Below are 16,814 nucleotides of genomic sequence, written 5' to 3'. Positions count from 1 at the left end.
TCAAACGGTTTTAAGGATAGTTATATGGTGATTTTATTTTTTTATAAATTTTCGTCTTATGCTTTTCCCATCAGATTCAAGCCTTAAGAAATATACACCACTTTGCAAGCTTGAAACGCTAAGCTCATTGGTAAGTAGCTTTTGGTTGTAAACCCTTTTACCCGTAACATCAAAAATAGTTGCAATTTTTTCTGTTAAATCCGCCCTTGTTTTAATGATTAAAACGTCATCAACTGGGTTTGGATATATAGAAATGTCACTTAAGATTTCGTCTTCTACACTTAATGGCGAAGAACCCTCTACTATTGTATGTGTAGTGTTGTAACCAGGATTTTCAATAACATCTATTTCACCTGAAGGCCAATATACTCTTATCTCGTTTATAGTTGTATCCGAGCCAATTCCAAAATGTGTATTGAGTGAGCTCATAAACTCAAATCCCTCACCACTTCTAACATCTCTAATCTGAGTACCCGAAGGAGTTGTAAGCACAACTCTTGCACCAATACCATTTCTATTACTGTAGTTTGGTGTAACATGCGCCATACCGACAGTGTTTATTTTAACCCAGTTGTTGCTGTTACCTTGGTTATAATACCTTACACCATTATAATAAGCGTCTATAAAACCATCATTGTTTAAGTCACCAAAGCTACCATTCTTATAATTTAATTGGTTTGGATCTGCGTCTTCAAAAGTCATATCGCCTTTTCCGTACATTATGGAGCCATTACTGATAATGTCTAAATTACCATCATTATCAATATCGAAGGAAGAACTCTCCCAACCAGTTGGAGCGGAAATTCCGGCACCAGCAGTAACATCTGTAAATAAGTAATCATTGTTAGGGTTTCCATCGTCTGTAAAGCCATTGTTCATCATAAGTTTATGACTTCCTGAACTTGCACCTACAAAAACATCCATATCTCCATCGTTATCATAATCTCCCCAAGAAGAGGACCAAGTTTGCATAGGATCATCCAAACCTAAGACAGCAGCATTTTCTGAGTAAGTACCATCACCATTGTTTGTAAGCATCATATTGGTTCTTCGTTCTACAGAGCCGCCACATTTTGCTATAAACAAGTCTATATTCCCATCGTTATTGTAGTCAATCCAAATTGAGCCATAATCGCCACCAGAAGGATAATTACCTAATGAATACGGTGCGCCTGGCGTAACATCAGACTGGTAGAAAGTTAAATTACCTGTACCGTCGTTAATAAAATATACGTTTGGTTCAACATCGTGGCATACAAAAGCATCAAGATTACCATCGTTATTAATATCTACAAAGTTTGAGCGTTGCGAAAACACATATTCAGTTGTGGATTGTTCAGTAAAACTAAGCCCATCATTACTGGCTTTCATAAAAGTAACACCACTACCTGCACCATATAACAAATCTGTTTTTCCATTGGCGTCTATATCTGCTGCAGCTATACTCCAGCTTGGTAAGTAGTCTGCATTGGGCGTTGTGATATTAATATCCGTAAATGTACCATCAGGGTTTTGTTTCTTTATGTTTACGTTAGTAGAAGAAACTCCGACAATATCATCTAAGAAGTCACCATCCATATCAACCACAGCTAAATCAGAGCCACTCACAGAAATCGGCTGTTGTGAGTAATTTATTCTTGACAATGCTTGTGTGGTAAAGGTATACGGTCCAGAATAATTTGAAGTTTCACCCGTACAAACCGATTGAACATAAAAATCATAAGATGTGCTTGGCGATAACCCTGTTAAATTATAGGATGTATTTGTTAAACCATTAGCCATATTGCCCGAGCCTATAAGAAACCCAGTGTTTCCCCATTCTAAATTCCATTGTGATGCAGAACCATTTTCTGCCCAGTTTAAGTCGGCAGAATCTAAAGTTACTCCAGAAGCTGTTAAATTATTTGGTCCTGGGCAACTAGAGCCTTCTTCTATACATATATCAGCAGTACCACTCTGTTGATCCCTCCAAATTACAGCATAGTATGTAGCACCAGGAGTTAAGCCGCCTATTTGACCAGAGTTATCACCCGCGTCGAAACCGTTGTTTGTACAATTTGAAACCGAGTTGCCGCCACAAGAATCATACACTTCGAGCCCAATAGCATTAGCGGCGCCACTAAAATGTATAGCAACAGACCCAACAGCAGGGGCTGTAAAACTTATAAAATACCCATAGTTACCAACGGCGTCACAAGATGGGTTTTCATTATTTGCATCTATGTCTGCTGCAACACTAAAGTCAAAAGTCGTTGGTGTTGCACTGCTACAATTGGACTCTACATTGACGCTAACTGCTGAAATGCAAGTTCCACCGGGAGCAGCGGTAATAAAGTTAAAAGGTCCAGCAAAATTAGATAAGTCGCCTCCTCCACAATTTGATTGTACATAAAAATCATATGAAACTCCTTGAGAGAGACCAGACAAACTATACGTTGTAGAAGTAACATTAGCTATTGTTGTGCCTGTTCCTGGAGTAAATCCGCTAGTTCCCCATTCAATATTCCATTGGGTAGCAGAGCCAGATTCTGTCCATTGAATGTCAGCAGAAGTTTCCGTGACATTAGTTGCATTAAGGTTTATTGGATCTGGACAACTAGGAGTTTCAATCAGAGTCACTACGATGTTCGACCAATTGGCATCCGAACCACCATAACTTTGATTTAAAACTAAATCGATATATCCATCTACAGCTGGATTGTATACACCAGCTAAATTACCTTGGAATGTTAAAACTGTATTACTAGTTGAATTTGCAGCACCAGTTGTAGGTGGATCAATAGTTGTTGAACCTGCAGAGGTGGTAAAAGTCAAATCAGCTTCTGTTGACCAAGGAATTCCTGCGCCAGCTGCCCAATCTACGGAAATAGAAAAAGAGTTATAAGTACCTGTTGAAGATGCAGATACATTAGCTGAGTTAGCAGCATTATTTAGATTTATGGTAACAGGAGAGCCTTCTGCAACATTGGTAGGTCCAACTATTGGATCAAAAACAAACTGAGCATTACCCACAAAGGAAGACAATACAACAGCAATTAAAAGTAAAGTAAAATTTTTCATATTTATTTGTGTTATTCGCAATTAGTTAATGAGGCAATCCACTCCTCTACAAGGTCAATACCTTCTTCATGATTAATAGTCCTTCCTAGCAAGGGCATTCTAAAAGATTCGTCAGTGGTACTTAATCTGTAATAGAGTATGGATAGATCTGTGTCGTTGGGCTTTACAATATAAGAATTTGGAATGAATTGAGTTTCAGGTTCTACACAAACTCCAATATTTTCGGGTTCATCTGTAAACTGAAATTCAAACCTCATAGGTCTGTAATTACAATGTCCGTTGTCTGAATGACAATGTGCACAGTTTATATCTAAATATGAACGAACTCTTTCTTCAAGGGGCTGGGAGGAGTCATCCCAGGCCACGGTTGTCTCAATATTGTTTGGTATATCAGAATTAAGATAGCCTATTTCGCTAAGCTTACGTAGTTGATTAGCTATTCCGCTGGCATAGTTATAATCCTTATTTAGGTTTTGTGGTTTTAAACCAATAACCGTAGGGTCATCTAGTTGATTATGACAAGTGAAGCATTCTGCTCTAGAAGGGATTCGGTAGTCTGTTGTTTTAATATTTTCGCCCTGAAGCCAACTTATATATACCGTACTGCCCTGATTAGTAAAAAAAGCCTCTGTTTGGTCCTCGTTCCATACATAATTGGCAAAATCCCACCCGGTTGATTTTTTATACATTATCCTAGTCTCTAGGATTTTAGTGGAATTATTTGGTTGGACATCATTATAATAAAAATTTTTAATAATAATTGTGCCTTCGGGAAATTGAAGAGATGAATGATCGTCTACATAATTCGCACTAACGCCATTTGGCAACCATAAAAAGCGTTTTTTCTTAGCGTAATCGGTAAATAATGGGGAAATTAAATCGTAAGGAACCACTCCAAATGTGGGATTTAAATCTTTTAAATCTCCCTCAAAAAAATTATACTCTGAAAGTGTTTGATGAGGTGTATCGCCAGTAAAAACATTCACAACAGAAGAAGATATAATTGTAATGGAAACATTTCCGGTTTCACACTCCCCTGAATTATTACATATGGTATACTGAAAAGAATCTTGCCCTACTATATTAGGGTTGGCCGTGTAAACTACAGAGTCATCACTCGGATTATTGGGTGTGCCATTAGCATCTATAACTTGTACCACTCCCATTGTTGGAGAACTAAGGGACAGACTACCAATTTCAGGAATATTAGAATCATTTTCAAATATGAAGATTTCAACCTCAGAGTTTTGAGCTAATACAGCGTGATCTGCAACAGTTTCAATATTTACTGGAGTTGTACCGTCATCTGTGCCACAGGAAAAATGCAGCAAAAGTAAGACTAAAAATAAGCTAAGTACGTACTTCTTTTTCATACAATTATTAGTCTATATCAATAGAACAACCTAAACTGAGAAACCCCTACTTTTTACAAAAACAGGAGTAAATCTAAGATTTTTTTATTAAATCGTTAATAATCAATAAAAAGGGATGACCTACCTACTTAAAAGCGTTGTATTTTAGAAGGAAAAAACGCTTAAGGATTTTAAACCTAATGTATTTATTGAGCTTAATATAGAGATAAACAAAATACATAGGCGCAAGCATTGTTATTAACTTGTTCTTTTTGTAAAGTACAGGTTTTAGCTTTACTAAATACCTAAAATATTTTTCAGGAGTCATTAAGAATTTAATAGTACTTTTAATAGGGCTTTTAATTTTTGGCGGTTCATAAGATATACCAACTTGATTTGTCCCAACATTTTGATAAAAACCATGGCTTAGCGTATCTAAAAACTTTAATTTTTTGACACTCTGAAATAACCCAACCTTTAAAGCTATTTTAGACATGGTCTCTTGCATCATTTCTTCGGAATAGCACAAAGGTTGTAAATTGACTAATAGCTTTTTATGTAGGCTATACATTTGCTCTTGGTGAGGCTTAATGTGATTTTCGTAAAGCCACTTTTCTTCTGGTTTATGATATTCTAAGGTGTAGCCCTCTGCATCTAAACTGTAATCTAACGCACTACCATGATCTGCCGCAGAAAATTGTTCGTAAAGCTGCATATTCGCCATTATAATATGGTCGTGGTAGTCTGGATAAGGCATTAAGGAAAAGTTTAATCCATGTCGTTTTGTTAAAGGTTGTATATCATAGATTTCATTCAAACCAAGATAATAACCAGTGACCGGAATTTGTTCATCAAAAAATGCATAAATGGCCTCTTGCATAGTGCCTCCCCAACCAATATCAACGAGATGAATTCCGTTTTCTTCAATGTTGGTGTTAAAAGACTGAATATATGTTTCAAATGCCCTACGGCTTAAATCCCTGTGCTCGTTATAATATGAAACAAAGGTTTCATTCTGTTTTAAACTCTCAAATATAGGAGAGTTAAAAAAACCTTTAACACTGGCCTTCCCTTCGATATTAAGTTCTTTTATCACCTTGTCCCTAAGGTTGTCTGGGCAATTGACGGCAATTAAAAAATCTTCAGTTGAAATATTGCCATACTTTTTACTTAGAAAAGTAAATGGCTCTTCATTAATATCTTTTAAGGACATTTGAAGTGCGGCATGCCTCGATATTTTTAAATAGTGCGTTTTTATTCTATGGCTTTCATCAATCAAAGCGAAATCTTGATAGGAGTCAAAAAGTTTTTTTAGATATTGCCCTTCGCGAGAAAGAAAGAATAAATTCTTAATTTTTTTCCTTTTGGCAACTTCGTATAAGCGTTCGGCAAATATGTGATAAAATATAACGTATTCAGTATATGGTATAGCGGAGCTATTTTTGCATTTTTTATATACAGCGTTGATAATTGATTTTAGTTGCTTTTTGTCATTGCCAAAATTATTACGCTTGTTTTTCCTTAAATACTTCTTATGAGGCAGGTGATAGGCATTCAATCCATTTTTAATAGCATTGGTGTAATCACTTTTTAAGTTGTCACCAATCATCATTACCTCTTCGGGTTCTATTTTTAATTCTGAAAGAATTGGTTCATAGATTGAATTTGAAGACTTACTTTTTTCCAATTCAGCCGAGCTATATACACCATCAAATAAATCTATGATTTTATGATGTGTCAATAGTTTTTCGAAAAGAGTTTTGGCGCCATAGAAATCTGAAACTATATAAACCTTTCCTCCATTACTCTTAAAGTATTTGATGGTATCCAGAACATCTTGGTCTATGTATTGCACGCTAGACTCTGCTTTTACATCTGCATCTTCAAAAAGGTTGATAAAATCATCTTTTTCGTTTACAGAAATGACATCATCGTTGATTAACCTTTTACTAATTTCTTCTTTTTGCCTGTGATAAGGAATTTCATCAATACTCTTTCCTAACTTATTAATAAGATAGTTTACGGATTCTTGTCGTATAAAATATAGCTTATCAATAGAAATACACAATCCCAACTCCCTGATCATAAATTTAGCCCACAAACGTTGAGCATAATTTGGATGCACATGTCTATGTACTATGGTATCATAGTAGTCCGTGAAAAGAAATTTAATATCCTTTTCTTTAAGTTGCTTATGAAGTTGGTTAAGTGACAAAAAATATGATTTGGTTAATAGCTAAAACGGTGTTACCCTTTTACTTTTTCTTTGGTTTTGCTCGGCAATACATCAAATCCCATATTGTAAAGTGTAAAACCGTAAATATCAGCATACTGCTCTATAGTCTTGCTGACAGGAGTTCCTGCGCCATGGCCAGCATCTGTTTCTATTCTTATTAAAACCGGATTGTCTCCAGCTTGTTTACTCTGTAATTCTGCTGCAAATTTAAAACTGTGAGCAGGTACAACCCTATCATCATGATCGCTTGTTGTAACCATAGTTGCAGGGTATTCGACACCTTCCTTTACATTATGAACAGGTGAATAACCTTTAAGGTAATCAAACATTTCCTTACTGTCTTCAGCGGTTCCGTAATCATAAGCCCATCCTGCTCCTGCTGTAAACGTATGATAACGTAGCATATCTAAAACGCCAACGGCAGGTAATGCTACCTTCATTAAATCTGGTCTTTGGGTCATAGTGGCACCAACCAACAAACCTCCATTAGAACCACCTCTGATAGCTAAATAATCTGATGAGGTATATTTTGAGTCTATGAGATATTCCGCTGCTGCAATAAAATCATCAAATACATTTTGTTTTTTCATTTTAGTACCTGAATTGTGCCATGCCTTTCCATATTCACCACCACCACGTAAATTGGCTACAGCATATATGCCGCCTTGCTCCATCCATACTGCATTAGCGATACTAAAACTTGGTGTTAGAGATATATTGAAACCACCATACCCATAAAGAATGGTTGGATTTTTCCCATTAAGCTCTATACCTTTTTTATGGGTGATTATCATCGGCACTTGTGTTCCATCTTTTGAAGTATAAAAGATTTGCTTACTCTCATAATCATTTGGGTTGAAATCTATATCTGGTTTACGATATAATTCTGAAGTACCATTTTCTATATCGTATTTGTAAATGCTTCCTGGAGTTACATAATTGGTAAACGAATAATATAATTCCTTTTCTTCTTTTTTGGCACCGAAGCCACCAGCGCTTCCAACACCTGGTAATTCAACCTCACGAACTAAGTTCCCATCATAATCATACTGTAAGACTTTAGAAACTGCATCTACCATATATTCCGCAAAAAAGTAACCACCACCTGTTGACGGGCTTAAAACATTCTCCGTTTCAGGAATAAAATCCACCCAATTTTCTGGTGTAGGATTAGATGCATCTACTGTGACAATTTTTTGATTAGGAGCGTTAAGGTTGGTCATAATATATAGCTTAGAACCAACATTTTCTATAATATTAGAATCAGAATCGGTATGTCCTAAAATCTCAACTAAAGGAGCATTTGGTACAGTTAAGTCTTTAATGTATAACTTGTTTCCAGAAGTTGAAACCCTTGGAGTAATCACTAAATAGCGATCGTCTTCAGTGACACCTCCATAAATATAACGGTGTTTTTCTTCAGGAGCTCCTCCGTAAATTAATTTGTCTTCAGATTGTTTAGTGCCTAATTTATGATAGTAAACCTTGTGCTGGTCGGTTTTAGCAGACAGTTCGCTTCCTTCAGGCTTATCATAGCTAGAGTAATAAAAACCGTCATTTTTATACCAAGACATACCACTAAACTTTATATCAACTAAAGTGTCTTCGACTATCTCTTTGGTTTCAGCATTCATTACCAAAACTTTTCTCCAATCACTTCCTCCCTCTGATATGGCATAGGCTAAAACTTTTCCATTTTTTGAAAAGCTTACTCCTCCCAATGAAATGGTACCATCTTCTTTAAACGTATTTGGATCTAAAAACACTTCAGCATTTTTTGGGTCAGATCCTGTTTTATAACGATAGATGACATATTGGTTCTGTAACCCATTATTTTTATAGAAATAGGTATAATCTCCCTCTTTAAAAGGAGCGCCTATTTTTTCGTAATTCCAAAGTTTAGAAAGACGTTCTTTTAATTCTTCACGATAAGGTATATTGTCTAAATACCCAAAAGTTACTTCGTTTTGAGCTTTTACCCAAGCCTCTGTTTCTTCGCTTCTATCGTCTTCTAACCAACGATATGGGTCTGGGACCTCTTCGCCAAAGTAATTGTCAACAACAGTATCAACTTTTTTTGTTTCAGGATAATCTACGGAAATTGGTTTCACCTTTTCAGTTTCGTTTTTACAAGAAACAAAAATACTTAGCACAACAGTAATTAGAAGTAATTTTTTCATAATTAGGTTTTTTGAATGATAACAATGTTAAATTCAAAGATAAGTATTTAACAAAACTGATTTTATCAAATTTTCTTAAAACTTAGGTAAAATGGGAGGCCAATATATAGACATTTACAACTAAAAAATTAATTAATTAGTTGAAATACAAAAAATTACTGTTGTTGCGAAAGACTTAAAAGATATTAAACCAACCCTTCTTTAACCAAATACTCCGCAATTTGAACAGTATTGGTCGCTGCACCTTTTCTTAGGTTATCGCTAACCACCCAAAGGTTTAATGTGTTTGGCTGTGAACCGTCACGCCTAATACGTCCAACAAAAACATCATCCTTTCCGTTGGCATACATTGGCATTGGATAGACATTAACGTCTAAATTATCTTGCACGGTAACACCTTCGGTTTCACTAAGAAGTTGGCGAACCTCGCTTAAATCAAAATCATTTTCAAACTCAACATTAACAGCTTCACTATGTCCACCTGTTGTTGGTATTCTAACTGCTGTAGCAGTTACAGCAATGGTTTTGTCATCAAGGATTTTTTGGGTTTCTCTAACCAATTTCATTTCCTCTTTGGTGTACCCATTTTCTTCAAAAACGTCGCAATGAGGAATAGCATTCTTATGGATAGGATAGTGGTAAGCCATTTCGCCTTTTACACCAGCCATTTCATTTTCCATTTGTTCAACAGCTTTTACGCCTGTACCAGAAACCGATTGATAGGTAGAAACAACAATACGCTTAATTTTATATTTTTTATGAAGCGGTGCCAACGCCATTACCATTTGTATAGTGGAACAGTTAGGGTTAGCAATGATTTTATCATTTTTGGTTAGTTGATTGGCATTAATTTCTGGGACTACTAATTTTTTTGATAAGTCCATTCTCCAAGCAGAGGAATTGTCGATTACCGTTGTACCAACTTCAGCAAACTTTGGAGCCCACTCTAAAGATGTGCTTCCACCTGCTGAAAACAAAGCAATATCTGGCTTCTTTTCGATAGCTGTCGGTATGCTAATAACCTCATAATCTTTTCCTTTGAAGTTTACTTTTTTACCAACAGAGCGCTCAGAAGCTACCAATAATAATTCATCTATTGGGAAATTACGCTCTTCTAACACTTTGAGCATTACATTTCCTACCAAACCAGTTGCGCCAACTATTGCTACTTTCATAATAAAAAAATTTAAACCACAAAATTATAGCATTTCTGCAACTAAATAAGGCTGTTTACCTATAAAAATATGATAAAAATTTACGTTTAAAATTATGGGTTTTATAAAAGAGAAGACTATAAAAGAAAAACCCAGACAAAATGCCTGGGTTTGGTTAATAATATATAATGTAGCGGTGACGCTAATTTCTTATTTCTTTAGGGAATCTCTAATCTCTTGAAGTAGTTCAATTTCTGTTGGACCCGCTGGCGCTTCTGGTGCTGGCTCCTCCTTTTTCTTTGTTTTATTAACACCTTTTACTACCATGAACATTACAAATGCTACGATAATAAAATCGATTACATTGGTTAAGAATGTACCGTATTCCAAGAAGACTTCTCCTGCCATTTCTCCTGCATCGTTTAGTTCGCCATCTTTTAGTTTGTACTTTAAATCCTTAAAGTCGGCATCGAAAATTAAACCGATTAAAGGAGAAACAATTCCTCCAGTGAATGAAGAAACTACTTTATTAAAAGCAGCACCCATTACAAAACCTACAGCAATGTCTACAAGGTTGCCCTTCATTGCAAATTCTTTAAATTCTTTCAACATAATTTAGTGTTTTTAAAATAGTTAGTATTTATGTTAATCTGACACTAAAGTAATTAAAAAGTCACAATATGTTAAAAAAACCTTAATCTGCGATTATAATCCGTTTAACTCGCTGAGATATGGCAGTTAAAATTTCATAAGAAATTGTTTGTGCAGATTCTGCTAAATCACTGGCTTTATATCCAGAACCAAATACCACGACCTCGTCACCCTCCTTACAATCAACATTAGTGATATTTACCATAACCATATCCATACATACATTGCCAATAATAGGAGCTTTTTTACCATTTATGAATACAAATCCATTTCCGTTTCCATAGATACGGCTTATACCGTCTGCATGTCCAATAGGTATGGTTGCTGTTTTTTCAAATCCTTTTGATTTGTATGCTCTATTATAACCAACAGTTTCGTCTTTCTCAATTTTATGTATTTGAGAAATTACAGATTTAAGCCTAGCAACAGGCTTTAAATTTTCATCCTCTTTTGCAGAATTACCAAATCCGTAAAGCCCTATACCACAACGCACCAAATCCAAATGAGCATCAGGATAGTTAATTACACCAGAGGTATTGCATAGATGTAACCATGGTTTATAACCTATCTTATTTTCAAATGCTTTAGCTGTTGACTTAAAAGATTCAATTTGCTTATTTGAAAAGGCGACTTCATTTTTATCTTCACTAGCTGCTAGATGAGAAAAAATGGATTTCACTATAACGGATTTTGTTTCTTGTAGTTTTGAAACAATATAATCCACATCATTTTCCCAAAATCCCAGACGGTTTAAACCTGTATTAAATTTAATGTGTACAGGATAATTTGATTGGTTATGCGCTTCTGCAGTTGCGATAAATTCTTTTAAAACCTTAGCGCTGTAAAGGCTAGGTTCTAAGCAACACTCAATAATTGTCTCAAAACTTGTTGGCAAAGGGTGAAGCACTAAAATAGGTCTTGTGATGCCAGCGTCGCGTAACACAACACCTTCAGAAGCATAAGCTACAGCAAAATAATCTACATCTAAAGCTTGAAGATGTTTGGCTACTTCTACAGAATCACTTCCGTACGCAAAGGCTTTAACAACGGCTAAAAACTTTGTACTTGGTTGTAGTTTAGATTTTAAATAATTGAAGTTATGGGTTAAGGCACCTAAATCAATTTCAAGAACTGTTTCTTTAGCTTTAGGCATTAGACTTTTTTTCTTTAGAATTCACTTCTTCAGCATCATTCACCTTCATTTGTCTTACTTTATCACGAAGCATGCTTTTATAGTAAGCGGCTCTACTTAATGGCTCATATTCATCGACTTCGCCGAGCAAAACCAAATCGTCACTTTTTGCTTTTCTGTAACTGTATTGCGCTAGGTTTCCGGTTTTGGTACAAATAGCGTGCACTTTGGTCACATATTCTGCAGTAGCCATAAGATAGGGCATTGGCCCAAAAGGATTGCCTTTAAAATCCATATCCAATCCAGCGACTATAACCCTTATGCCTTTATTGGCAAGGTCGTTACAAACCCTTACAATTTCATCATCAAAGAACTGTGCTTCATCAATTCCGACCACATCACAACCATCGGCTAAAATAGGAATATTGGCTGCTGCAGGTACAGGCGTAGATCGAATTTCATTAGCATCATGAGACACAACCATATCATCATCATAGCGCACATCTACGGCTGGTTTAAAAATTTCAACCTTCTGCCTTGCAAACTGAGCGCGTTTTAATCTGCGAATCAACTCTTCGGTTTTACCAGAGAACATCGATCCACAAATCACTTCAATCCACCCAAATTGTTCTTTATGATTTACCGTATTTTCAAGAAACATTTCGTAATTTTAGCACTAAAACGTAGTAATAATTCGTTTGTATAAAGGTCACGCAAATTTATTAAAAAACAAAAGTAAAATTCATGAAACATCTATGATTTGTTTACAAACGCTGTAAAGCAAAGATTAGGATGTTCCATGTGACTTTAAAAAATCAATAAAAATAAGCACATGAAAAAGAAATTAGAATCAGAATTGGTTAGCATAGCGCACAGGATTCTAAAACTAAAAGGCAGAGAAGATGTTGATAGAATGCACGAAGAAGTGTCTAAACTCTACGAAAAGCTTACGGTTTTAAAATTTGCTCAAGAGAATTTTGAAGATGATATGCCAACTATTGGCAACGACTCCTCATTTTTTGATATGCTAGACACAGCATTTAATAATAAAGTAAGCGACAATATTGAGGTTGGTAACAAGACCTATGTTAATTTAGATGAGGTAGAGGATGATGGCATTATGGAACCCGTAATGGAGAAAATTAAGGATATGGTGGCACAGATGCCCGAAGAAACCCAACAAGTTGATGTTATTGTTGAGGAAGCTGTTGCAAAGGAAAACCCAAATACGGTAGAATTTGAAAACATAAGCTCAGATTTTGCTGAAATCCCAGAGTTTGAACCTATTGAAGACGCAAAAAAACGTGAAGCAGAACAAGGGAAAAAGTCTCTTAATGACAAGCTTAAGGGTAAAGGTTTAAAAATAGGCTTGAATGACAAAATCGCGTTTATAAAACACCTATTTGAAGGTAAAAACGAAGATTACGAGCGCGTGGTCTCTCAAATAAATACCACCAAATCATTTAGTGAGGCCAAAGCACTCATTTTAGATATGGTAAAGCCAGATTACAACAATTGGGAAGGCAAAGAAGAATACGAAGAACGCTTTATCGAAATTGTTGAGAGCAGGTTTAATTAATAGTTGAGATAGACATATCCTTGTAACGGTTTTTCAAAATCCATAATTTCTAAAATATAGAAATAGGTGCCAACTGGCAATAATCTAGACGAATTTGGAACTCCCATATTTGCTCTTCCATTCCAATTGTTTATATAATTGTTTGTCTGATATACTTGCGTACCATAGCGGTTGTATATTTTAATAATGTTATTAGGATAAGCTTCAATACAAGGAATTACCAAGAAATCATTTTTTCCATCACCATTTGGTGAAATTCCTTCAGGAATAGATAAACAGTTAGAAATTTCAACAAGCGCACTGTCTTCATTATTGGTAGCGTCTCTATCAATTTCATTTACGCTATTTAAAAGAGCAACATTTAATAAATCGTTAGATGCTACCACTCTTGCAATCAAGCTTAGTGTAGCTGATTCACTTGGGAATAGAGTTGAAATTGTCCATATAAGAGTACCCTCATCAAAAACACCCAAGTTGGTTGTGGCTGAAATAAATTCATAACCAATAGGTAGTTGATCCAAAACTTCGATATCAGTTGCGTTGGTTGTTCCTAAATTAGTTGCTGTAATAGTGAAGATAACTTCCTCTCCAATAATAACTTCTGCTGGCTCGACTATTTTAGTAATTTCAATATCCACATTAGACGTGTCAGCTAATACGTTTAATGTGGCATTGGTTTGAGAAGCATCAATATTATTGGTGTCCGAGAAATTCTCAAAGTTATTAAGATAATTTCCGGCGACATCAGCAGTTACCATCACTGAGAATGTACAACTTTCAACACCAGCTGGGAAAATTAAATCCGTAACACCTACAAAATCATCTCCTGGATCACCAATAAAATTAGTTGTACAGCCATTGGCTTCTACCCAATTAGGTACTTGAGTTATTACAACTCCAGTTGGTAAATTATCTGTAAACGAAATATTATTCTGTGTTGGGTTGTTAGCAATGTTGTAAACGGTGAAAATCAACTCACTTTCGCCACCTTCAAAAATAGTGTCTGGAGAAAACATTTTTTCCAGAACGGGAGAAATAACCTGAACGCTATTAATGGAAATATTAGTTTCTGGCGTTAATTCTTCATTGTTAATTGCACTCGGAATTGCTTCTGCAATATTATTATATGCACCTCCTAAGTTTGGAGCGATTACAGGAATACTAATCCTTACAGTAGATCCAGCTGCCATTGAAGGAATGATTCCAGAGATAAAATTACCATTGATGTTAAAGTTGGTAATACACGTAGCATTGCCCGATGTAACAGTACAAGTTGGTGTTCCGGAAATGTTGAAAACAGAGTTTAGAGTATTTTCAAAAAGTACATCAACGGCATCAGCGCTTGTAATGCTATTACTAATATCTACAACCCAGTTAAAAGCCTGACCTGTATCAACTTGAGTAAATTCAGGATACGTTTGAACCACCAAATCCACACATGGTGCAAAAAAAGTAGTTACATCATCAGCAATGAAAGAGCCCACTTCATTTTCAGGGCCATCAGCATAACCAGCAAGAGCAACATTAGAACCTGCCATAGGTTGATCTATGGAACATTCCGGAAGCCAGTCTACAACAACATGAAACGTTACAGAACTATTTGCAGGTAATACCCAATTATCTTCCGGTAGAATTTCCCAAAACACATCTGACTCACCATCTTCAGGAACACCATCATAGGACACTCCTATATTAGCATTTTGAATGCTAAAACAAGATGCGGTTCCTGTAGTACTTACGCAATCAACCGAAACCAATGATGCCGTAATTGGAGCATAATTAGTTTCCAATATAGCCATGTAATCTTGTAAAAATAACATGCCATCATAGTCTCCTGTATTGGTTGCCGTTATTTCGTACGTTATCAAACCCCATTCTGCAGTGTTTTCTTCAGAACTTCCTATGGGTAACTCAGGACTTATTTGAGTTTTAGAGATTTCTAAACCAGAAAGACTAGGTCCATCACAGTTTTCTGGATCTGGAGCAGGAAGTTGTAAATAATTAAAAAACTGATTGTTATCTAAGTTGACATCTATGATCTGACTGTCTAAAATATTAATGGCACTACGAGCAATGGCTTCAATTGGCACAGGGTTTTGAACACATTGAGGTTCTATGAATTTCAATATAGTTTCAATATTAATAGTTGTATTGCCTTGTAAAACAAAATCACTACTAACCCATAGCTGCCCATTATCTGAGGCGTTAATGTCAAAGTCAGTACAAGAAACAGGCCCTAATGTACTTGTACAGTTTACAGATTCTAGCTCCCAAAGTACATCTCCAGCCGTTATATTCTGAAAAAAGAACCTTATAGGTGTTGGTGTAGAACTTGTGTTGCATACCGTTGTATTGAATGTAATCTCCTGGTCATAATCGAGAGTAGCGGATATATCTGGATTGGTTTGTACTGTTTCAATACAGATATCGGTTTCCGGACATGGATCTGCATTAAGCAAATTGGTAATAATTGTATTCGAGTTATTTGATGAAGCGTTATCATGCTCTAGCTCTATTTCTATAATACTATCAACATCTATAGGCATGGGATTTGGCGAACACGAGAAGTTGGAGTATTTGTAAACCATTTCAAACGTAATACTTCCTCCAGAAGTAATTTCAGTATCTGTTTCAAAAATAAATACAGGAGTTGGCTGCGAGGCTACCACAACAGTTGTTCCTGTAAGGTCTGTTAAATCTGGGCACAATGTTCCATTGGTTGTCGCTATACATTCTAGAGATATAAATTGGGTAATTGGCTGACCATTATTTGGCAAAGTGTTTAATTTAATGTTTCCAAAAATTGTACTTACAGGAAAATCTACAGCACTATTATTGGTTATTGTAAATTGATAAGTCACCTCATCTCCCCAAGCATTTATAGGAGTTCCTAATGTTGGTTGTATTTGGGTTTGCGTGACTGAAAAATCTATAACGATATCCAAAACATCAATGGATATTATAGACTGATTATTATTGGAGTTTGTGTCTGTCGTTCCTGTAGGAGGACTTATGGTTCCATTGGCTGCAATTCCACCTAGGTTTGTAGGAGCGGTAACTAAAACCAATAACTCAACACTAGAGTTGTTGGGCATATTATCTATAGAAGCGGTTAAGACATTTGCGACTACATTAATGTTAGAAATATCTGAAGCGCCATTAATATTATTTTGAGAGTTTGTTGAAATCAGGGCTAAATCGTCATCAAAATCAATAGAAATTGTAGCATCATTTACGGCATTACCAGAATTAGAAATGGTAATTAGATATTGAAAATCCTCATAAATATCAACCTGAGACACAGTAGTGCCATTTAAATCTTGAGCCTCAATAGTAATGGATAAGTCTGTAGTTTGCGCAGATAGCAGGCATGCGTTTACACAAAAAACGAACAAAAGGCAGATTGATTTTAACATTGATTGGTTTTATACTATAGATGTAGATTCTTACAAATGGTTGCGTAAAGAAAT

10 protein-coding genes are annotated in these 16,814 nt (G+C 35.7%); 1 reads left to right on the top strand and 9 read right to left on the bottom strand.

The genetic code is table 11. The features are described 5' to 3' along the window. Positions 1–33: 33 nt before the first annotated feature. The 8 genes from SIB89_RS09150 to SIB89_RS09115 form a co-directional block, all read right to left on the bottom strand. The gene (locus tag SIB89_RS09150) at positions 34–3,060 is read right to left on the bottom strand and encodes an FG-GAP-like repeat-containing protein (protein WP_412559547.1); all 3,027 of its coding nucleotides are present in this window, start codon (positions 3,058–3,060) and stop codon (positions 34–36) included. Positions 3,061–3,071: 11 nt separating this feature from the next. Continuing rightward, complete coding sequence (locus SIB89_RS09145; protein WP_412559546.1) at positions 3,072–4,433, bottom strand: Ig-like domain-containing protein; 1,362 nt, start codon at positions 4,431–4,433, stop codon at positions 3,072–3,074. Positions 4,434–4,557: 124 nt separating this feature from the next. Further along, the gene (locus SIB89_RS09140; RefSeq protein ID WP_412559545.1) at positions 4,558–6,627 is read right to left on the bottom strand and encodes an HAD family hydrolase; all 2,070 of its coding nucleotides are present in this window, start codon (positions 6,625–6,627) and stop codon (positions 4,558–4,560) included. A gap of 32 nt (positions 6,628–6,659) precedes the next feature. Continuing rightward, the gene (locus SIB89_RS09135; protein ID WP_412559544.1) at positions 6,660–8,828 is read right to left on the bottom strand and encodes a prolyl oligopeptidase family serine peptidase; all 2,169 of its coding nucleotides are present in this window, start codon (positions 8,826–8,828) and stop codon (positions 6,660–6,662) included. A 185-nt stretch (positions 8,829–9,013) separates the two neighbouring features. Continuing rightward, positions 9,014–10,003, bottom strand: a complete 990-nt coding sequence (locus SIB89_RS09130) for an aspartate-semialdehyde dehydrogenase (RefSeq protein WP_412559543.1) — start codon at positions 10,001–10,003, stop codon at positions 9,014–9,016. A gap of 189 nt (positions 10,004–10,192) precedes the next feature. After that, on the bottom strand, positions 10,193–10,594 hold the full coding sequence (gene mscL / locus SIB89_RS09125) for a large-conductance mechanosensitive channel protein MscL (RefSeq protein WP_155089133.1): 402 nt from the start codon (positions 10,592–10,594) through the stop codon (positions 10,193–10,195). 82 nt (positions 10,595–10,676) lie between these two features. Further along, positions 10,677–11,786, bottom strand: coding sequence for an alanine racemase (alr, locus tag SIB89_RS09120; RefSeq protein ID WP_412559542.1), 1,110 nt, complete (start codon positions 11,784–11,786; stop codon positions 10,677–10,679). Further along, complete coding sequence (locus SIB89_RS09115) at positions 11,779–12,426, bottom strand: thymidine kinase (RefSeq protein ID WP_155089131.1); 648 nt, start codon at positions 12,424–12,426, stop codon at positions 11,779–11,781. Before SIB89_RS09115 ends, alr begins: the two co-directional genes overlap by 8 nt. Before the next feature lie 171 nt (positions 12,427–12,597). On the opposite strand from SIB89_RS09115, the gene SIB89_RS09110 reads away from it, so the two are divergent. Then, the gene (locus SIB89_RS09110) at positions 12,598–13,344 is read left to right on the top strand and encodes a hypothetical protein (RefSeq protein WP_155089130.1); all 747 of its coding nucleotides are present in this window, start codon (positions 12,598–12,600) and stop codon (positions 13,342–13,344) included. Here SIB89_RS09110 and SIB89_RS09105 read toward each other — a convergent pair. Beyond that, on the bottom strand, positions 13,341–16,760 hold the full coding sequence (locus tag SIB89_RS09105) for a gliding motility-associated C-terminal domain-containing protein (RefSeq protein WP_412559541.1): 3,420 nt from the start codon (positions 16,758–16,760) through the stop codon (positions 13,341–13,343). The genes SIB89_RS09110 and SIB89_RS09105 overlap by 4 nt on opposite strands. Positions 16,761–16,814: the final 54 nt, after the last annotated feature.

Source organism: Winogradskyella sp. MIT101101, from assembly GCF_047126865.1.
Lineage (GTDB): Bacteria > Bacteroidota > Bacteroidia > Flavobacteriales > Flavobacteriaceae > Winogradskyella > Winogradskyella ouciana.
The sequence above is the reverse complement of the archived record's forward strand: the minus strand, read 5'-3'. Positions and strand labels throughout refer to the sequence as shown.

Excerpts from the sequence above, each read along its gene's own strand:
- SIB89_RS09150 (WP_412559547.1), bottom strand. The coding sequence starts at position 3,060 with ATGAAAAATTTTACTTTACTTTTAATTGCTGTTGTATTGTCTTCCTTT.
- SIB89_RS09145 (WP_412559546.1), bottom strand. The coding sequence starts at position 4,433 with ATGAAAAAGAAGTACGTACTTAGCTTATTTTTAGTCTTACTTTTGCTG.
- SIB89_RS09135 (WP_412559544.1), bottom strand. The coding sequence starts at position 8,828 with ATGAAAAAATTACTTCTAATTACTGTTGTGCTAAGTATTTTTGTTTCT.
- SIB89_RS09130 (WP_412559543.1), bottom strand. The coding sequence starts at position 10,003 with ATGAAAGTAGCAATAGTTGGCGCAACTGGTTTGGTAGGAAATGTAATG.
- mscL (WP_155089133.1), bottom strand. The coding sequence starts at position 10,594 with ATGTTGAAAGAATTTAAAGAATTTGCAATGAAGGGCAACCTTGTAGAC.
- alr (WP_412559542.1), bottom strand. The coding sequence starts at position 11,786 with ATGCCTAAAGCTAAAGAAACAGTTCTTGAAATTGATTTAGGTGCCTTA.
- SIB89_RS09115 (WP_155089131.1), bottom strand. The coding sequence starts at position 12,426 with ATGTTTCTTGAAAATACGGTAAATCATAAAGAACAATTTGGGTGGATT.
- SIB89_RS09110 (WP_155089130.1), top strand. The coding sequence starts at position 12,598 with ATGAAAAAGAAATTAGAATCAGAATTGGTTAGCATAGCGCACAGGATT.
- SIB89_RS09105 (WP_412559541.1), bottom strand. The coding sequence starts at position 16,760 with ATGTTAAAATCAATCTGCCTTTTGTTCGTTTTTTGTGTAAACGCATGC.